Source organism: Serratia sp. CY81684, assembly GCF_052166595.1.
Taxonomy (GTDB): domain Bacteria; phylum Pseudomonadota; class Gammaproteobacteria; order Enterobacterales; family Enterobacteriaceae; genus Serratia; species Serratia nematodiphila.
The window spans coordinates 883,274-898,923 of record NZ_JBJNOO010000001.1; the positions used below are offsets into that span (position 1 = coordinate 883,274).

Sequence of the window (15,650 nt, forward strand, 5' to 3'; positions counted from 1 at the left end):
TTATTCGACGCCCGCAGGGCGAAACGGCCTTTCTGTTTGTATACTGAAACTATATGCAGTTTTTGACGTTTTTTTTTGTGAGCATACAGGGGGCAAGGGATGTTGCTTAAAAAGGGAAACTCTCTACGACGTTTGGCGCTGAGTGGCGCTATCGCCTGTAGTCTTGTGTCGTCGTTTTCCGCCTTGGCCACCGTAACGGCGTTACCGGTGGCAACAGCAGGCATGTCCGTTGCGCAGAGTCGTTCTGAACTGCTGGCCGCGTTGCCGCGCGGTATGGATCTGCACTACCTTTCCACGCTGGCGCCGCTGTATGCGGCGAATCATATGCAGCCGATGTGGCAGGATCGCGAGGCCGTTCAGCAATTTCAACAGCAGCTGGCCGAACTGGCGATGTCCGGCGTACAGCCGCAGTTCACCCAGTGGGTGAAGATGTTGACCGATCCGGCGCTCAGTGAAGCGGGCCGCGATGCGGTGTTGTCCGATGCGATGCTGGGCTATTTGCAGTTTGTATCCGCCATCGGCGCCAACGGCAACAACTGGCTGTACAGCAATATTCCTTACAAGCTTGGTTTGCCGCCCACGGCGGTGATCAATCAATGGCAGCTGGCGGTGCGCCAGGCGCGAACCCTGAGCTACGTGAATTCGCTTGCGCCGCAGCATCCGCAATACGCCAAGATGCATCAGGCGCTGCGTGACATGCTGGCGGACAACCGCCCCTGGCCGCAGGTGGGCAGTGGCCCGAGCCTGCGCCCAGGCCAAATGAGCAACGATATCCCGGCGCTGCGTGAGATCCTGACGCGCACCGGCATGCTGGCCGCCTCGGCGCCGGAAGCGGAGCCGGAACCGGCGGTGGTCTCGGCGAAGAGCAATGAACCCGACGACGGCGGGCTGACGGTAGACGAAGAGAAAAGCCGTGTGACGGTCAGTCCATCGGCGGCGCCGGTGACGGAGTTGACCGCGGAACAGACGCCGCCGCAGATCGGCAGCGTGGTGAGCGACAACCTCTATACCAACGAGCTGGTGGAGGGCGTCAAGCGTTTCCAGAAATGGCAGGGGTTGACAGCGGACGGCGTGATCGGCGTGCGCACCCGCGAGTGGCTCAACGTGTCACCGAAAACCCGCGCAGCGCTGTTGGCGCTGAATATCCAGCGCTTGCGCATCTTGCCGGGGCATGTCGGCACCGGCATTATGGTGAACATTCCCAACTACTCGCTGACCTACTATCAGAACGGCAACGAAGTGTTGTCCTCCCGCGTTATCGTCGGGCGGCCGAGCCGCAAGACGCCGTTGATGAGCAGCGCGTTGAACAACGTGGTGGTCAACCCGCCTTGGAACGTGCCGACTACGCTGGTGCGTGAGGATATTGTGCCGAAGGCGATGCGCGACGGTAACTATTTCCAGAAACACGGCTATACCGTGCTGTCAGGCTGGAGCAACGATGCGGAAGTGATCAACCCGGCGATGATCGACTGGAGCATGGTTTCTGCGCGCAACTTCCCGTATCGCGTCCGTCAGGCGCCGGGGGCCACCAACTCGCTGGGGCGTTTCAAGTTCAATATGCCGAGCTCGGATGCTATCTACCTGCACGATACCCCGAACCACAGCCTGTTCCAGAAAGACATCCGCGCGCTCAGCTCCGGCTGCGTGCGGGTGAACAAGGCTTCCGATTTGGCGAATATGCTGCTGCAGGATGCCGGCTGGAACAATAGCCGCGTTTCCTCCACGCTGAAAGAAGGCAATACCACTTATGTGAATATTCGCCAGCGTATTCCCGTAAAACTGTATTATCTGACCGCCTGGGTTTCGGATGATGGCCAACCGCAATTCCGTACAGATATTTACAATTATGATAATACGGTGAGATCGGGCGCACAAATTTTGGCTCAGGCCAAAAAATTAATGCAGTAAATGCAGTAATTATAAATAAATAACGGTCAGAATGTTTGGCTATACCGCAGGCCCTCGTAGCCGGGGGCCTGTAAACCTAGGCGTATCGCGGGTTGACTCAGCATACGCAGGCGGTTATGGTTCGGACAGTGCGCTGCTTTGTGCATTTATTTTGACATTCTTGCCGGGTTTAACAGAGTCATGGACAAAATTGATCATCATCGCCGTAAATGGCTGGCGCTAGGTGGCGTCGCTATGGGCATAGCGCTGCTTCCAGGGCAGGCATTTGCCAGTCTTTCCACCGCTCGACCGCGTATTTTAGTGCTGAATAACCTGAATACCGGTGAATCTATTAAAGCCGAGTTCTTTGACGGCAAAGGCTACAATAAAGAAGAGCTGGTTCGGCTAAATCATCTGTTCCGCGATTATCGCGCCAACAAGGTTAAATCGATCGATCCCAGCTTGTTTGATCACCTCTATCGCCTGCAGGGGCTGCTGGGTACCAGCAAGCCGGTGCAGCTGATCTCCGGTTACCGTTCCGTAGATACCAATAACGAATTGCGCGCGCACAGCCGTGGTGTGGCCAAGCACAGCTACCATACCAAGGGCCAGGCGATGGATTTCCATATTGAAGGTATCCAATTGAGTAATATCCGTAAAGCGGCGTTAAAAATGCGCGCCGGTGGTGTAGGATATTACCCACGTAGCAACTTCGTGCACATCGATACCGGCCCGGTTCGGAGCTGGTAATCGCGGTGCCCTCAGTGAATAACGCCGCTCCTTGCGGAGGCGGTGTTATTGTCGTTGGAGCCTTATGAAATACCATCTTATTCCCGTTACCGCCTTTAGCCAGAATTGCAGCCTGATCTGGTGTGAAAACACGCAGCAGGCGGCGTTGGTCGATCCCGGCGGCGAAGCGGAAAAAATCAAAGCGGAAGTGGCGAAACAGGGTGTGACAATCACGCAGATTTTGCTGACGCACGGCCATTTGGATCACGTCGGCGCGGCGGCTGAGCTGGCGGAACATTATCAGGTGCCGATTTACGGCCCGGATAAAGAGGACGCTTTTTGGCTGGATGGTTTGCCGGCGCAGAGCCGGATGTTCGGGCTGGAAGAGTGTGCGCCGCTGACCCCGACCCGTTGGTTGTCGGAAGGCGATGAGATGCAGGTGGGCGAGATGACGCTCAAGGTGTTGCATTGCCCTGGGCACACACCGGGCCACATCGTCTTTATCAATGAGCAGGCGCGTTTGGCGCTGGTGGGTGACGTGCTGTTTAACGGCGGCGTGGGGCGCAGCGACTTCCCGCGCGGTGATCATCAGGCGCTGATCGCCTCTATTCGCACCAAGCTGCTGCCATTGGGCGACGATATGCGCTTTATTCCCGGCCACGGCCCGATGTCGACCTTTGGCCACGAGCGCCAGACCAATCCGTTCCTGCGCGAAGAGCCGGCGGTGTGGTAACGATTATTTCCCGGCCGAAATAATCAAGGGCGCATAGAGCGCCCTTTTTTTATGACTTATGACCTGCGTCGATGCTTTTAGAGCACGGCGACGATGGCTTCACACAGCGGTGCCATGTTGTCCGGCGTCATGCCGGCCACGTTCACCCGGCCCGAGTTCACGGCGTATACGCCGAACTCTTCACGCAGACGCAGCACCTGTTCTTTGGTCAGGCCGCTGAATGAGAACATGCCGTTCTGCTGGATGATAAAGCTGAAGTCCTGTTGTGCGCCTTTCTCCTGCAGGGTGTTCACGAACAGCTGACGCATGCGGTGAATGCGCTGGCGCATGTCGGTCAGCTCCTGCTCCCACATCGCGCGCAGGGCGTCGTTGCCCAGAATGGTGGCGACAACGGCCGCGCCGTGCGACGGCGGGTTAGAGTAGTTGGCACGAATGGCCGCTTTCACCTGGCTGAAGGCGCGATCGGCGGTTTCGGCATCGGCAGCTACAAGGGTGCAAGCGCCGACGCGCTCATTGTACAGGCCGAAGTTTTTCGAGTAGGAGCTGGCGACGATCAGCTCTTGATGTTTGGCGGCGAAAATACGCAGGCCTTGCGCATCCTCTTCCAGACCGTTGGCGAAGCCCTGGTAGGCGAAGTCGAACAGCGGCAGCCAGCCATTGGCGGCGGAAAGCTCAGCCAGCAGTGCCCACTGTTCCGCCGTTGGATCGATACCGGTCGGGTTATGGCAGCAGCCGTGGAACAGCACGACATCACCGGCCTGAGCCTGTTTCAGGCTGTTCAGCAGGCCGTCAAAATCCAGCGCGTGGTTGGCTGCGTCGTAGTAGGCGTACTCCAGCACTTCCAGACCAACGGCGCTAAAGACGTTCTTGTGGTTCGGCCAGCTTGGGTTGCTGATCCAGATGCGTTTGGCGCTGGTCTGGTTGGCGATAAAGTCTGCCGCCACGCGCAGGCCGCCGGTGCCGCCTGGCGTCTGTGCGGTGCGCGCGCGACGATCGGTGACGATCGGGCTCTCTTGACCGAACAGCAGCTCTTGCGTGCAGCTGGCAAACGCCGGGATGCCTTCAATGCCGAGATAGTTTTTGGTGGTCTCGTTTTCCAGCAGATACTGTTCAGCTTTTTTTACGCTGGTCAGCACCGGGGTTTTGCCGGTTTCGTCTTTATAAACGCCAATGCCTAAATTGATTTTATTCGGGCGGGCGTCGGCGCGGAAAATGTCGGTCAGGCCCAGGATCGGGTCGGCGGGTGCGGCGGTGATTTTTTCAAACATGTCAGGTGCTTCCAAATCTCGGAGTTAAGCAGACAGAAGCATCAGGGTAGCGCCAGTTATCGGCTTTGCCAACCGTTTGCGATAAAAACACCGCGATCTTGTGAACGGGAAGGATTCGACAGAAAAAATGAGGGATAAGGGGAAATCTGCAGGATAAAACGTTACCGGCAGACACAAATAAAAACAGGGCCGAAGCCCTGTTTTTTTAACTTAGCCGACGGTGAACCGCCGTTAAGCGAGACAACTTAGAACTGGTATACCAGACCAACAGCTACGATATCGTCGGTAGCGGTGCCGGTTGCTTTGGTGAACTCGTTGTCATCCAGCAGGTTGATTTTGTAATCAACGTAGGTGGACATGTTCTTGTTGAAGTAATAGGTGGTACCAACAGAAACATATTTAACCAGATCCTGGTCAGAACCCACGCCTGGGACGTTCAGGTTTTTACCTTTAGATTGCAGGTAAGACACTTCTGGACGCAGACCGAAGTCGAACTGGTACTGAGCAGTCACTTCGAAGTTCTGAGTTTTGCTCGCGAAGCCGCCGCACTTGTCATCGGTAGCTGCACAGCCTGCACCGAAGTTACCGCCGCCGAACGGAGTCATGTTACGGGTTTCTGCGTACATCGCCGCCAGGTAAACGTTGTTGGCGTCGTATTTCGCACCCACGGTCCATGCGTCAGCCTTGTCGCCACGCTCGTTGGAACGCAGTTTTTGGTCGTCGGTACGGTTAGAAGACGCGTATGCAGCACCGAAGCTTACGCCTTCGCCGATGTCATAAGTAGAGGAGATGCCCCAGCCGTCGCCGTTTTGTTTCTTGACGTTACGGCCGTCGTTCTGGTTTTTGCCCTGGTACTGAACGGCGAAGTTCAGACCGTCAACCAGACCGAAGAAGTTGTTGTTACGATAGGTCGCAACGCCGTTGGTACGGCCGGTCATGAAGTTGTCGGAGTAGGTGTAGGTATCGCCACCGAACTCTGGCAGCATATCGGTCCAGCCTTCCACGTCGTACAGTACGCCGTAGTTACGGCCGTAGTCGAAGGAGCCGTAGTCAGCGAATTTCAGACCCGCGAAGCCCAGACGGGTTTTGGTGCCTTCGGTGCCCTGAGATTCGGAGTGGTTAGCCTGGACGTTGTATTCCCACTGGCCGTAACCGGTCAGTTGGTCAGTAATCTGAGTTTCACCTTTGAAGCCGAAACGAACATAGGTCTGATCGCCGTCATTACCTTTATCGTCGGAGAAGTAGTGCAGACCGTCAACTTTGCCGTACAGATCCAGCTTGTTGCCGTCTTTGTTGTAGATTTCAGCTGCGTTTGCTGCACCAGCAGCCAACAGAGCCGGGATAACCACTGCAAGAATGTTGCGCTTCATCATTATTACCCTCATTGGTGTTATTCGGACACCTTTGCCACTGCCGCCAATAATTCCTTGGGAACTATTGTTGATAGATTGGTGTCGTCCTGTGTCTGAACGCAGTGTTCCATTCACAGGCGGGTTAATCTAGGACGAAAATGATACCAATGTCGCAATGAGGTTGCAAAAGGAAAGTATGTGTAACTAAATGTAATTTTTCGGGAACTTTGTGACGTGCGTCAATATTAAAAAATGCGAAAGGCCAGCGAGGCTGGCCTTTGTTTTGTAACGAAATCGTTTAAAAAACGTGTGATCGTATAAATTAGAAGCTTGCGTTACGTGGGGTGCGTGGGAACGGGATCACATCGCGCACGTTTTGCACGCCGGTGACATAGGCGATTAAACGTTCAAAGCCCAGGCCGAAACCGGAGTGCGGCACGGTGCCGTAACGACGCAGATCGCGATACCACCAGTAGTCTTCCTTATTCAGGCCCATCTCTTCCAGACGCTGATCGAGCACGTCGAGACGTTCTTCACGCTGAGAGCCCCCGATGATTTCACCGATGCCCGGCGCCAGCACGTCCATGGCCGCGACGGTTTTGCCGTCTTCGTTCATGCGCATATAGAACGCTTTGATGTCTTTCGGGTAGTTTTTCACCACTACCGGCGCCTGGAAGTGTTTCTCCGCCAGATAACGCTCATGTTCGGAAGAGAGATCGATACCCCAGGAGACCGGGTTTTCGAAGGTTTGGCCAGAGGCCAGCAGGATCTCAATGGCGTCGGTGTAGTCTACCTGGGCGAAATCGGAAGAGACGAAGCGCTCCAGACGCGCGATAGCGTCTTTATCCACGCGCTCGGCGAAGAATTTCAGATCGTCTGCACGTTCATCCAGCACCGCCTGGAACACATACTTCAGCATGCTTTCGGCCAGGCCGGCGACATCGTCCAGCGTCGCGAAGGCCACTTCCGGCTCGATCATCCAGAATTCAGCCAGATGGCGGCTGGTGTTGGAGTTTTCAGCGCGGAAAGTTGGGCCGAAGGTGTATACCTTGGACAGCGCACAGGCGTAGGTTTCGCCGTTCAGCTGGCCGGAAACGGTGAGGAAGGCTTCCTTACCGAAGAAGTCTTCGCTGAAATCGACGGCGCCCTTGTCGGTGCGCGGCAGGTTTTCCAGATCCAGCGTGGACACGCGGAACATCTCGCCGGCGCCTTCGGTGTCGGAGGCGGTGATCAGCGGGGTAGATACCCAGAAATAGCCATTTTCATGGAAGAAGCGGTGGATCGCCTGCGCCAGGGTATGACGCACGCGCGCCACGGCGCCGATCAGGTTGGTGCGCGGGCGCAGGTGGGCCACTTCGCGCAGGTATTCGATGCTGTGACGTTTGGCCGCCATCGGGTAAGTATCCGGATCGTCGACCCAGCCGACCACTTTGATCGCGGTGGCCTGCAGCTCGAAGCTCTGGCCTTCGCCCGGTGAGGCGACGACCTTGCCGGTAACTTCAACCGAACAGCCGGTGGTCAGGTGCAGCACTTCATCTTGATAATTCGGCAGAGAATTATTAACGACGGCCTGTAACGGATCAAAGCAGGAACCGTCATAGACGGCCAGGAAGGAGATACCAGCTTTTGAATCTCTCCGGGTACGTACCCAGCCGCGTACGGTGACTTCACTGTCAACCGCAGCACGACCTTGCAGTACGTCGACTACAGGCACTACGCTCATAGATTTCTCTCTTTAATAATTTGGTTTAGAAATAGCTTACAACCCAAGAATATGGGGGTAATGGCTATGTTACTTGCCGCGGTGCAGAGCACAAGCAGAAATCATCGGATTGGCGCAACATTTATCGCGGCTGACTGAAAAGAGGGCGTTCGGGATAAAAACAAAAAAGCCGGCGCGTGAACCGGGCCGGCTTTCTCTCTTTATATAAAGAAGGCTCAGCTGGCTTTCTTCACCAGCGGCAGATCGAAGGCCTTGCGCAGAGCCCTGACGAACGCCTGGTCCTGGCAGATGGTCTTGCCGGGGCTGTCGGAGAGTTTGGCCACCGGCTTGCCTTTGCACTCGACCAGCTTGATCACGATATTTAACGGCTTAACGCCGGGAATATCGCAGGTCAGGCGCGTGCCGATGCCGAAGCCGAGATTAATGCGCTGATAGAAATGGCGATAGAGCGCCAGCGCTTTTTCCAGATCCAGATTGTCCGAGAACACCAGCGTTTTGCTCAGTGGGTCGATGCCCAGTTTCTGATAGTGGGCAATGGCCTTTTCACCCCACTCGACGGGATCGCCCGAATCGTGGCGAAGCCCCTGATAACGCTCGGCGAACTGCGGGCCGAAGTCGCGCAGGAAGGCATCCATGGTGATGCAGTCGGTGAGCGCGATGCCAAGCTGGTCCGGATATTCATCCAGCCAGGCCTGCAATGCGGCGCGCTGGCTGTTGGCCAGCACCGGGCTTATCTGCTGATGCGCCTGGAACCACTCATGCGCCTGCGTGCCGACCGGCGCCAGACCCAGCTGGTGCGCCAGATCGTAATTGCTGGTGCCCGACAGGTATGGGAATTCGGCCTGCAAGGTGCTGACGATGGCCTGTTGCACGCCCTGAGAGAAACGGCGGCGGGTGCCGAAGTCCATCAACTTGAAGCGCGAAAGATCCAGATCGCCCGCCAACGTCTTGAACTGCGCCAGCTTGGTTTGCAGATGCGCCACCGCCTGTTCCGGCGTCGCCAGCGGCGAGCGCCGGCGGTGCACCACTTCGCTGATCACCGCCAGCAATGGGACTTCCCACATGATCACTTCACGCCAGGGGCCGGCGATGCGGATTTGCAGCTTGCCGTCGCGGTTGTCGATGGTGACCTGCTGCGGATCGTAGCGGAACGTTCGCAGCCAGTTCAGGTAATCTTGACGGAAGAAGGGCAGGCCCGAAAGATAAGCGAATTCGGCGTCGGTTAGCGCCAGCCGGCTCATCAGCGCCACCTGCGCGCGGATCTCGTCGGCATATTCGCCCAGCAGTTCGTCGCCGCGGCAGCGGAATTCCGCCGCCACGCTGATCGCGGGATAGCGATGGAACACTGCTTGCTGCATATGAAGCTTATAAGCATCGGTATCAAGCAGTGATGTCAAAATCGGGGAAGCGTATTGAGTCATAGCGCGTTACAGCATCCTCGTCAGGCGCGTGTCCAAATCCGGATAATCATAAAAGTGGGGGTGGAGTATACCCGGATTATCCTGTTATTGAAGCTGCATCACACCATAAATCACCGAAGCGGGTCGAGGATTAAACGTGCCTTTATGGCAGCCGGATAGCGGCGGGGAGGAAAAAAAGCCAGATATGCCTGTAAGGTGAATGACTTAGCCTAATTAGTCATAAAAATTATAATGTTAATTATTTTAAACAGCAAATCAGATAAACCCGGCCAGGGTATGCACGCTGACCCGATCCTTGCCGTTCTTTTTGCAAAAATAGAGCGCTTCGTCCGCCTGCTTGATCGCCGCCTGCAGCGCGCTGAACGCGCTGACCGGCGCAATGCCGCAGCTGGTGGTGAAACGCACTTGCCGTCCGTCGGCCAGATTTAGCGTCAGGCCATGGGTGCGCGTGCGCAACTGTTCCATGATGTCCCGCGCATTGTCCAACGAACAACTGCCCAGCAGCACCGCAAACTCTTCACCGCCGTAGCGGCAGAAAATGTCGCTGGCGCGGAACGCGCGTTGCAGCAGATGGCCGAAGGCCACCAGCGCCCGGTCACCCACGTCGTGGCCGTAGCTGTCGTTGAGTTGTTTGAAATTGTCGATGTCGATCAGGCAAAAGGCCTGCGGGTAGCTGGCGTTGCCCAGCAGTTGACATTCAAGGAAGAATTTACGGCGGTTGTAGATATTGGTGAGCGGATCGAGGAAGGAAGAGGCCTCGAGCTCTTTAATCAGCAGTTGTTTCTCGCTCTCCAGCGAAACCTTGTCCAGCTGGTATTGCCTGAGCTGCTGAATGGCGTCGCTGATGGCGATCAATTCCTGGCTGTAGAAGGCGTCGTTGCGATCGATATTCATCTCACCGCGCGACAGCCGCACGATATTGTTGTGGGTCTTGGTCAGCCAGCGGTTGATGCTGGTGCAGAACACCAACGCCGGCAAAATGAACAGCAAAACCACCAGGCCGGCGAGTGCGATCATGCCGTAAATGGTCGTCTGGCTGTCGTAAATCTTGTGGCGCGAGGCGACGGTTTCCAGCTCGAAGCTGCGTTGATACAGCGCCTGCGAAAGCCCGCTCAGCTCGTCGACATAGCGCGAAATAAGCGCTGCGGGATAGGGTTTTTGGGTATTGATGGCGGTGTATAACCCATCGGTGATCTGCTTGAGACGTTCGGCCGACACTAGGGTGAGCAACTGATTGACGAGCTCGGTGGTTTGCACGTCGTCGTAGTTGATCTTCATGAAGATCAATCGGGTGCTCAGCGCGTTCAGCACGCCGGTTAGCTGAATGGACTTCAGATAGGCGTCTTTGCGAACGAGCTGGCTGACGTTGACGTCGATAATCTGATCGCTCAATTCCGTCAATGACATATTTAGCCGGTTATTGAGACGGATGGCCTCGAGAAACATAAAGGAGTCGGTATCCACCATCCGGGTATCGTAGGTGTAACGGTAATAACTCTTGCTGGTTTGCGAGATGTAATAGGCGCTGTTGATGTTGAACAGATTGGCGTTGGTGTTATTGACCTGCGAAAGCTGCAGGTTGTCATTATCCAGCAGCTGTTCCATCAAAGCGATCATCGACAGCGCGGCGATTTTTTGCCGCACCCCGAGCTGTTTGGCGACCTCATCGTCCAGATGTTCGCGGATCCGGGTGATTCTCTCACGCGCCACCCGATCGGCGGCCAAACATTGCGCACGGGTGATTTGCGGATCGATCAGGCTCAATCGTTTGAGGCGATGAGCCAGCAACGCAGCCTGAAAAGCTTCGGAAATTTCTTTGGCGCGATCAATTTTGTACAGGTTTAGCTGGTTGTCGCGGTAGTCGGTATGGGCTTCGAGCAGCTCATCGACGATGAACAGAGAGAAAGAAGTCATCAGGCACAGGGTGAAAAAATAGATTGCGTATTTAATCTTCATAATGCGAGCCATCCCTGAACCTGATTCGGCAATTATACCACCATGCCGCCGGTGTCGCCTCAACTATGCCGGCGCGCCGCGATGGCGGTTTTTTAGCATTAAATGCTGATTTTTATTTGGCCATTGGTCACCCGCACTGCCGCCTGCCGGGCGATTTATGATTTGCCTCTGATTTCTCTCTCCTGGTCGCCCTGCGGCTCTGGGCTTTTCGGCCAGCTGTGATACAGTTTATTCACAATTCAGGCTCACCGCGCGCCGCAGGGGAACATACCGGCTGCGGTACGAAAGAGAAGAGCGGCCTGGCACCTATAACTCACTGAGACGTTTAAGGGTTTTTATGACACAACAGCCACAGGCAAAATACCGCCACGATTATCGCGCGCCCGATTACACCACGACCGATATCGATTTGGACTTCAGTCTGGACGCGGAAACCACGCGCGTGACCGCCGTCAGTAAAATCAAACGTCAGGGTGCGGCCGGCGCACCGCTGGTGCTGGATGGCGAAGATTTGACGCTGGTGAGCATTCAGGTGGACGGCCAACCGTGGAGCGCCTACCGTCAGCAGGATAACCAGCTGATCATCGAAGAGTTGCCGGCACAATTCACTCTTACCATTGTCAACGATATTCACCCGGCGAAGAACACCGCGCTGGAAGGGCTGTACCTGTCCGGCGATGCGCTGTGCACGCAATGCGAAGCCGAAGGCTTCCACCACATTACTTATTACCAGGATCGCCCGGACGTGCTGGCGCGCTTTACCACCCGCATCGTGGCCGACAAGACGCGCTATCCGTTCCTGCTGTCGAACGGCAACCGCATCGGCCAGGGCGAATTGGCCGATGGCCGCCACTGGGTGCAATGGCAGGATCCGTTCCCGAAACCTTGCTACCTGTTCGCGCTGGTGGCGGGGGATTTCGACGTGCTGCGCGACAGCTTCACCACCCGTTCCGGCCGTAAGGTCGCACTGGAGCTGTTCGTCGATCGCGGCAACCTGGATCGCGCCGACTGGGCGATGACTTCGCTGAAGAACTCGATGAAGTGGGATGAGACCCGCTTCGGCCTGGAATATGATCTCGACATTTATATGATTGTGGCGGTCGATTTCTTCAATATGGGCGCGATGGAGAACAAAGGGTTAAATATCTTTAACTCCAAATATGTGCTGGCGAAGGCGGAAACCGCGACCGACAAGGATTACCTGAACATCGAAGCGGTGATCGGCCACGAATACTTCCACAACTGGACCGGTAACCGCGTGACCTGCCGCGACTGGTTCCAGCTCAGTCTGAAAGAGGGGCTGACGGTGTTCCGCGATCAGGAATTCAGTTCCGATCTGGGATCGCGTTCGGTCAACCGCATCGACAATGTGCGCGTGATGCGCGGCGCGCAGTTTGCCGAAGACGCCAGCCCGATGGCGCACGCCATCCGCCCGGACAAAGTCATCGAGATGAACAACTTCTACACCCTCACGGTGTATGAAAAGGGTTCCGAGGTGATCCGCATGATGCATACCCTGTTGGGGGAGGAGAACTTCCAGAAAGGGATGCAGCTCTATTTCGAACGCCACGACGGCAGCGCCGCTACCTGCGACGATTTCGTTCAGGCGATGGAGGATGCATCTAACGTCGATCTGTCGCGCTTCCGCCGTTGGTATAGCCAGTCCGGTACGCCGCTGTTGACGGTGCGCGACGAGTACGATGCGGAAACTCAGCAATATCGCCTGCATGTCAGCCAGAAAACCGCGCCGACCGCCGATCAGCCGGAGAAGTTGCCGCTGCATATTCCGCTGGATATCGAACTGTACGACAGCGAAGGCAATGTCATTCCATTGCAAAAAGGCGGCCTGCCGGTCAACAACGTGCTGAACGTCACCGAAGCGGAGCAGACCTTCGTGTTCGACGGCGTGGCGCACAAGCCGGTACCGTCGCTGCTGCGCGAATTCTCCGCGCCGGTGAAACTGGACTATCCGTACAGCGATCAGCAACTGACCTTCCTGATGCAGCACGCACGCAATGAATTTGCGCGTTGGGATGCGGCACAGAGCCTGCTCGCGACCTATATCAAGCTGAACGTGGCGCGGCACCAGCAGAAGCAGCCACTGTCGCTGCCGCTGCACGTGGCCGATGCGTTCCGTGCGGTGCTGCTGGACGAAAAACTGGATCCGGCGCTGGCGGCGCAGATCCTGACGCTGCCGTCGGAGAACGAAATCGCCGAGCTGTTCGCCACTATCGATCCGGAAGCGATCGCCGCGGTGCACGAAGCGATCGTACGCTGCCTGGCGCGGGAGTTGGCCGATGAGTGGCTGGCGGTGTATCACGCCAACAAGACCGACGGCTACCGCGTGGAGCATGCCGAGATCGCCAAGCGCGCCATGCGCAATGTGTGCTTGGGCTATCTGGCGTTCGGAGAAGATGTGGCGCTGGCGGACCAGCTGGTGAATGAACAGTATCGCCAGGCGGACAACATGACCGACGCGCTGGCGGCGCTGTCTGCTGCGGTCGCGGCCCAGCTGCCGTGCCGCGATGCGCTGCTGGCGGCGTTCGACGAGCGCTGGCATCAGGATGGCCTGGTGATGGACAAATGGTTCGTGCTGCAGGGCAGCAGCCCGGCGGCAGACGTGTTGAGCAAGGTGCGCGCGCTGTTGCATCACCGTTCGTTCAGCCTGAGTAACCCGAACCGCACCCGTTCGCTGATCGGCGGCTTCGCTTCCGGCAACCCGGCGGCGTTCCATGCCGCGGACGGCAGCGGCTATCAGTTCCTGGCGGAGATCCTGAGCGATCTCAACCAGCGCAACCCGCAGATCGCCGCGCGCCTGATTGAACCGCTGATTCGCCTGAAGCGTTACGACGCGGGCCGCCAGGCGCTGATGCGCAAGGCACTGGAACAGCTGAAAGGGTTGGAAAACCTGTCCGGCGATCTGTACGAGAAGATCAGCAAGGCGCTAGACGCCTGATCTTTTCGCGCTGATATAGATAAGGGACGGCCTGCGCCGTCCCTTTTTTTATCCGTTCAATTTGCCGCCTGGCGCGGGCTGGCCCCGATAACCGGCGGCGATAATACCCGTTCCAGCACTTCGGCCTCCAGCTCAGCCAGCCGGGCTGACCCCTTGCGGCGCGGCCGCGGCAGGTCGAGGGTGAGATCCAGCCCGATGCGTCCCTCTTCGATCAGGATGACCCGATCCGCCAGCGCGATGGCTTCGCTGACGTCGTGCGTGACCAGCAGTACGGTAAAACCGTGTTGTAGCCACAGCGTTTCTATCAGACCTTGCATCTCGATGCGCGTCAGGGCATCCAGCGCTCCGAGCGGTTCATCCAGCAGCAGCAGGCGGGGGCGGTGGATCAGCGCGCGCGCCAGGGCGACCCGCTGTTTTTGTCCGCCGGACAGCGCCGCCGGCCAATCGCGGGCGCGATCCGCCAAACCGACCGCTTCCAGGGCTTGCAACGCCGCGTCGCGCCACTGGCCGCGCAGCCCCAGACCCACATTGTCGATCACCGTTTTCCACGGCAACAGGCGCGCATCCTGAAACATCAACCGGGTATCCTCTTTAGCGGCGGCGAGCGGCGCGTTGCCGCTGAGCAGCGCGCCGCTGCTGGCCTGTTCCAGGCCGGCCAACAGGCGCAGCAGGGTGCTCTTGCCGCAGCCGCTGCGGCCAACCACCGCCACGAACTGCCCGGCGGAAATGCGCAGCTGAATATTGTCCAGCACCGTGCGGTTGCCGTAACGTTTGCCGATGGACTCCAGCGTCACCGGCGTGCCTTGCGCAAGGCGAGCGGGAAGGATCATAGCGCTTCTCCCTGTTTCAGTTGATAGGCCGGATGCCAGCGCAACCAGACGCGCTCCAGCAGCTGCGCACCCACGTCCGCCAGCTTGCCGAGCAGGGCGTACAGCACGATCGCCACCACCACCACGTCGGTTTGCAGAAATTCACGCGCGTTCATCGCCAGGTAGCCGATGCCCGAATTGGCCGAGATGGTTTCGGCGACGATCAGCGTCAGCCACATGAAGCCGAGAGCGAAACGCACGCCGACCATAATCGACGGCAGCGCGCCCGGCAGCACCACCTGTGTAAACAGGCGAAAACCGCTCAGGCCGTAGCTGCGGGCCATCTCCAACAGGCCGCGATCGATGTTTTTGATGCCGTGATAGGTATTGAGATAAATCGGGAACAGCGTACCGAGCGCCACCAGAAAGATCTTGGCGGATTCATCGATGCCGAACCACAGGATCACCAACGGGATCAGCGCCAGATGCGGCACGTTGCGGATCATTTGCACCGAGCTGTCCAGCAGGCGTTCGCCCCAGCGCGACAGCCCGGTAATAAAGCCGAGTATCAGTCCGATGCTGCCGCCGATGCCAAAGCCTAACAACGCGCGCTGGCTGCTGATGCTCAGGTGCTGCCACAGTTCGCCGCTTTGGCTCAGGCGCCAGAAGGCGGCCAGCACCGCACTCGGCGCCGGCAAAATGCGATTGGAGAGCCAGCCGGTTTCGACGGCGATTTGCCAGATGATCACCAGCGCCAACGGCAGCGCCCAGGGAGCCAGCCGATACAGGATGCGTTGTACGTTATTTGCCATCGGG

11 protein-coding genes are annotated in these 15,650 nt (G+C 57.4%); 4 read left to right on the forward strand and 7 right to left on the reverse strand.

Annotated features, from left to right (window positions below; all coding sequences use genetic code 11):
- Positions 1-99 precede the first annotated feature (99 nt).
- The 3 genes from ldtD (at position 100) to ACJ8QF_RS04310 (ending at position 3,349) form a co-directional block, all read left to right on the forward strand.
- Positions 100-1,908 carry a L,D-transpeptidase gene (gene ldtD, locus ACJ8QF_RS04300; protein WP_028127364.1) on the forward strand — a complete coding sequence of 603 codons (1,809 nt, stop codon included), beginning with the start codon at positions 100-102 and terminating at the stop codon, positions 1,906-1,908.
- A gap of 180 nt (positions 1,909-2,088) precedes the next feature.
- On the forward strand, positions 2,089-2,637 hold the full coding sequence (locus ACJ8QF_RS04305; RefSeq protein ID WP_275095674.1) for a YcbK family protein: 549 nt from the start codon (positions 2,089-2,091) through the stop codon (positions 2,635-2,637).
- Between the two features lie 64 nt (positions 2,638-2,701).
- Positions 2,702-3,349, forward strand: coding sequence for an MBL fold metallo-hydrolase (locus ACJ8QF_RS04310; protein ID WP_015377338.1), 648 nt, complete (start codon positions 2,702-2,704; stop codon positions 3,347-3,349).
- A 77-nt stretch (positions 3,350-3,426) separates the two neighbouring features.
- On the opposite strand, the gene ACJ8QF_RS04315 is transcribed toward ACJ8QF_RS04310, so the two are convergent.
- The 5 genes from ACJ8QF_RS04315 to ACJ8QF_RS04335 form a co-directional block, all read right to left on the reverse strand.
- Positions 3,427-4,617: an amino acid aminotransferase gene (locus ACJ8QF_RS04315; RefSeq protein WP_275095675.1), complete on the reverse strand. Its 1,191-nt coding sequence runs from the start codon at positions 4,615-4,617 to the stop codon at positions 3,427-3,429.
- A gap of 245 nt (positions 4,618-4,862) precedes the next feature.
- Complete coding sequence (ompC, locus tag ACJ8QF_RS04320) at positions 4,863-5,990, reverse strand: porin OmpC (protein WP_274543117.1); 1,128 nt, start codon at positions 5,988-5,990, stop codon at positions 4,863-4,865.
- Between the two features lie 301 nt (positions 5,991-6,291).
- A complete protein-coding gene (gene asnS / locus ACJ8QF_RS04325) occupies positions 6,292-7,692 on the reverse strand; it encodes an asparagine--tRNA ligase (protein ID WP_004928205.1) in 1,401 nt (466 codons plus the stop codon).
- 215 nt (positions 7,693-7,907) lie between these two features.
- Entirely contained in the window at positions 7,908-9,113 is a 1,206-nt protein-coding gene (pncB, locus tag ACJ8QF_RS04330) for a nicotinate phosphoribosyltransferase (RefSeq protein WP_004928202.1), read from the reverse strand.
- 255 nt (positions 9,114-9,368) lie between these two features.
- Positions 9,369-11,069 (reverse strand): GGDEF domain-containing protein, encoded by a 1,701-nt coding sequence (locus tag ACJ8QF_RS04335; RefSeq protein WP_004928198.1) that lies wholly within the window; start codon positions 11,067-11,069, stop codon positions 9,369-9,371.
- A gap of 337 nt (positions 11,070-11,406) precedes the next feature.
- Here ACJ8QF_RS04335 and pepN point away from each other — a divergent pair, with 337 nt between their 5' ends.
- On the forward strand, positions 11,407-14,025 hold the full coding sequence (pepN, locus tag ACJ8QF_RS04340) for an aminopeptidase N (RefSeq protein WP_275095677.1): 2,619 nt from the start codon (positions 11,407-11,409) through the stop codon (positions 14,023-14,025).
- A 56-nt stretch (positions 14,026-14,081) separates the two neighbouring features.
- On the opposite strand, the gene ssuB is transcribed toward pepN, so the two are convergent.
- Together ssuB and ssuC are read right to left on the reverse strand one after the other, a co-directional pair.
- Complete coding sequence (gene ssuB, locus ACJ8QF_RS04345) at positions 14,082-14,855, reverse strand: aliphatic sulfonates ABC transporter ATP-binding protein (protein ID WP_275095678.1); 774 nt, start codon at positions 14,853-14,855, stop codon at positions 14,082-14,084.
- Complete coding sequence (gene ssuC / locus ACJ8QF_RS04350) at positions 14,852-15,646, reverse strand: aliphatic sulfonate ABC transporter permease SsuC (RefSeq protein ID WP_049187509.1); 795 nt, start codon at positions 15,644-15,646, stop codon at positions 14,852-14,854. The genes ssuB and ssuC overlap by 4 nt, the downstream gene beginning before the upstream one ends.
- Between the last annotated feature and the right edge of the window lie 4 nt (positions 15,647-15,650).

Excerpts from the sequence above, each read along its gene's own strand:
- ssuC (WP_049187509.1), bottom strand. The coding sequence starts at position 15,646 with ATGGCAAATAACGTACAACGCATCCTGTATCGGCTGGCTCCCTGGGCG.
- asnS (WP_004928205.1), bottom strand. The coding sequence starts at position 7,692 with ATGAGCGTAGTGCCTGTAGTCGACGTACTGCAAGGTCGTGCTGCGGTT.
- ACJ8QF_RS04335 (WP_004928198.1), bottom strand. The coding sequence starts at position 11,069 with ATGAAGATTAAATACGCAATCTATTTTTTCACCCTGTGCCTGATGACT.
- ldtD (WP_028127364.1), top strand. The coding sequence starts at position 100 with ATGTTGCTTAAAAAGGGAAACTCTCTACGACGTTTGGCGCTGAGTGGC.
- pncB (WP_004928202.1), bottom strand. The coding sequence starts at position 9,113 with ATGACTCAATACGCTTCCCCGATTTTGACATCACTGCTTGATACCGAT.
- ACJ8QF_RS04310 (WP_015377338.1), top strand. The coding sequence starts at position 2,702 with ATGAAATACCATCTTATTCCCGTTACCGCCTTTAGCCAGAATTGCAGC.
- ACJ8QF_RS04305 (WP_275095674.1), top strand. The coding sequence starts at position 2,089 with ATGGACAAAATTGATCATCATCGCCGTAAATGGCTGGCGCTAGGTGGC.
- pepN (WP_275095677.1), top strand. The coding sequence starts at position 11,407 with ATGACACAACAGCCACAGGCAAAATACCGCCACGATTATCGCGCGCCC.
- ssuB (WP_275095678.1), bottom strand. The coding sequence starts at position 14,855 with ATGATCCTTCCCGCTCGCCTTGCGCAAGGCACGCCGGTGACGCTGGAG.
- ompC (WP_274543117.1), bottom strand. The coding sequence starts at position 5,990 with ATGATGAAGCGCAACATTCTTGCAGTGGTTATCCCGGCTCTGTTGGCT.
- ACJ8QF_RS04315 (WP_275095675.1), bottom strand. The coding sequence starts at position 4,617 with ATGTTTGAAAAAATCACCGCCGCACCCGCCGACCCGATCCTGGGCCTG.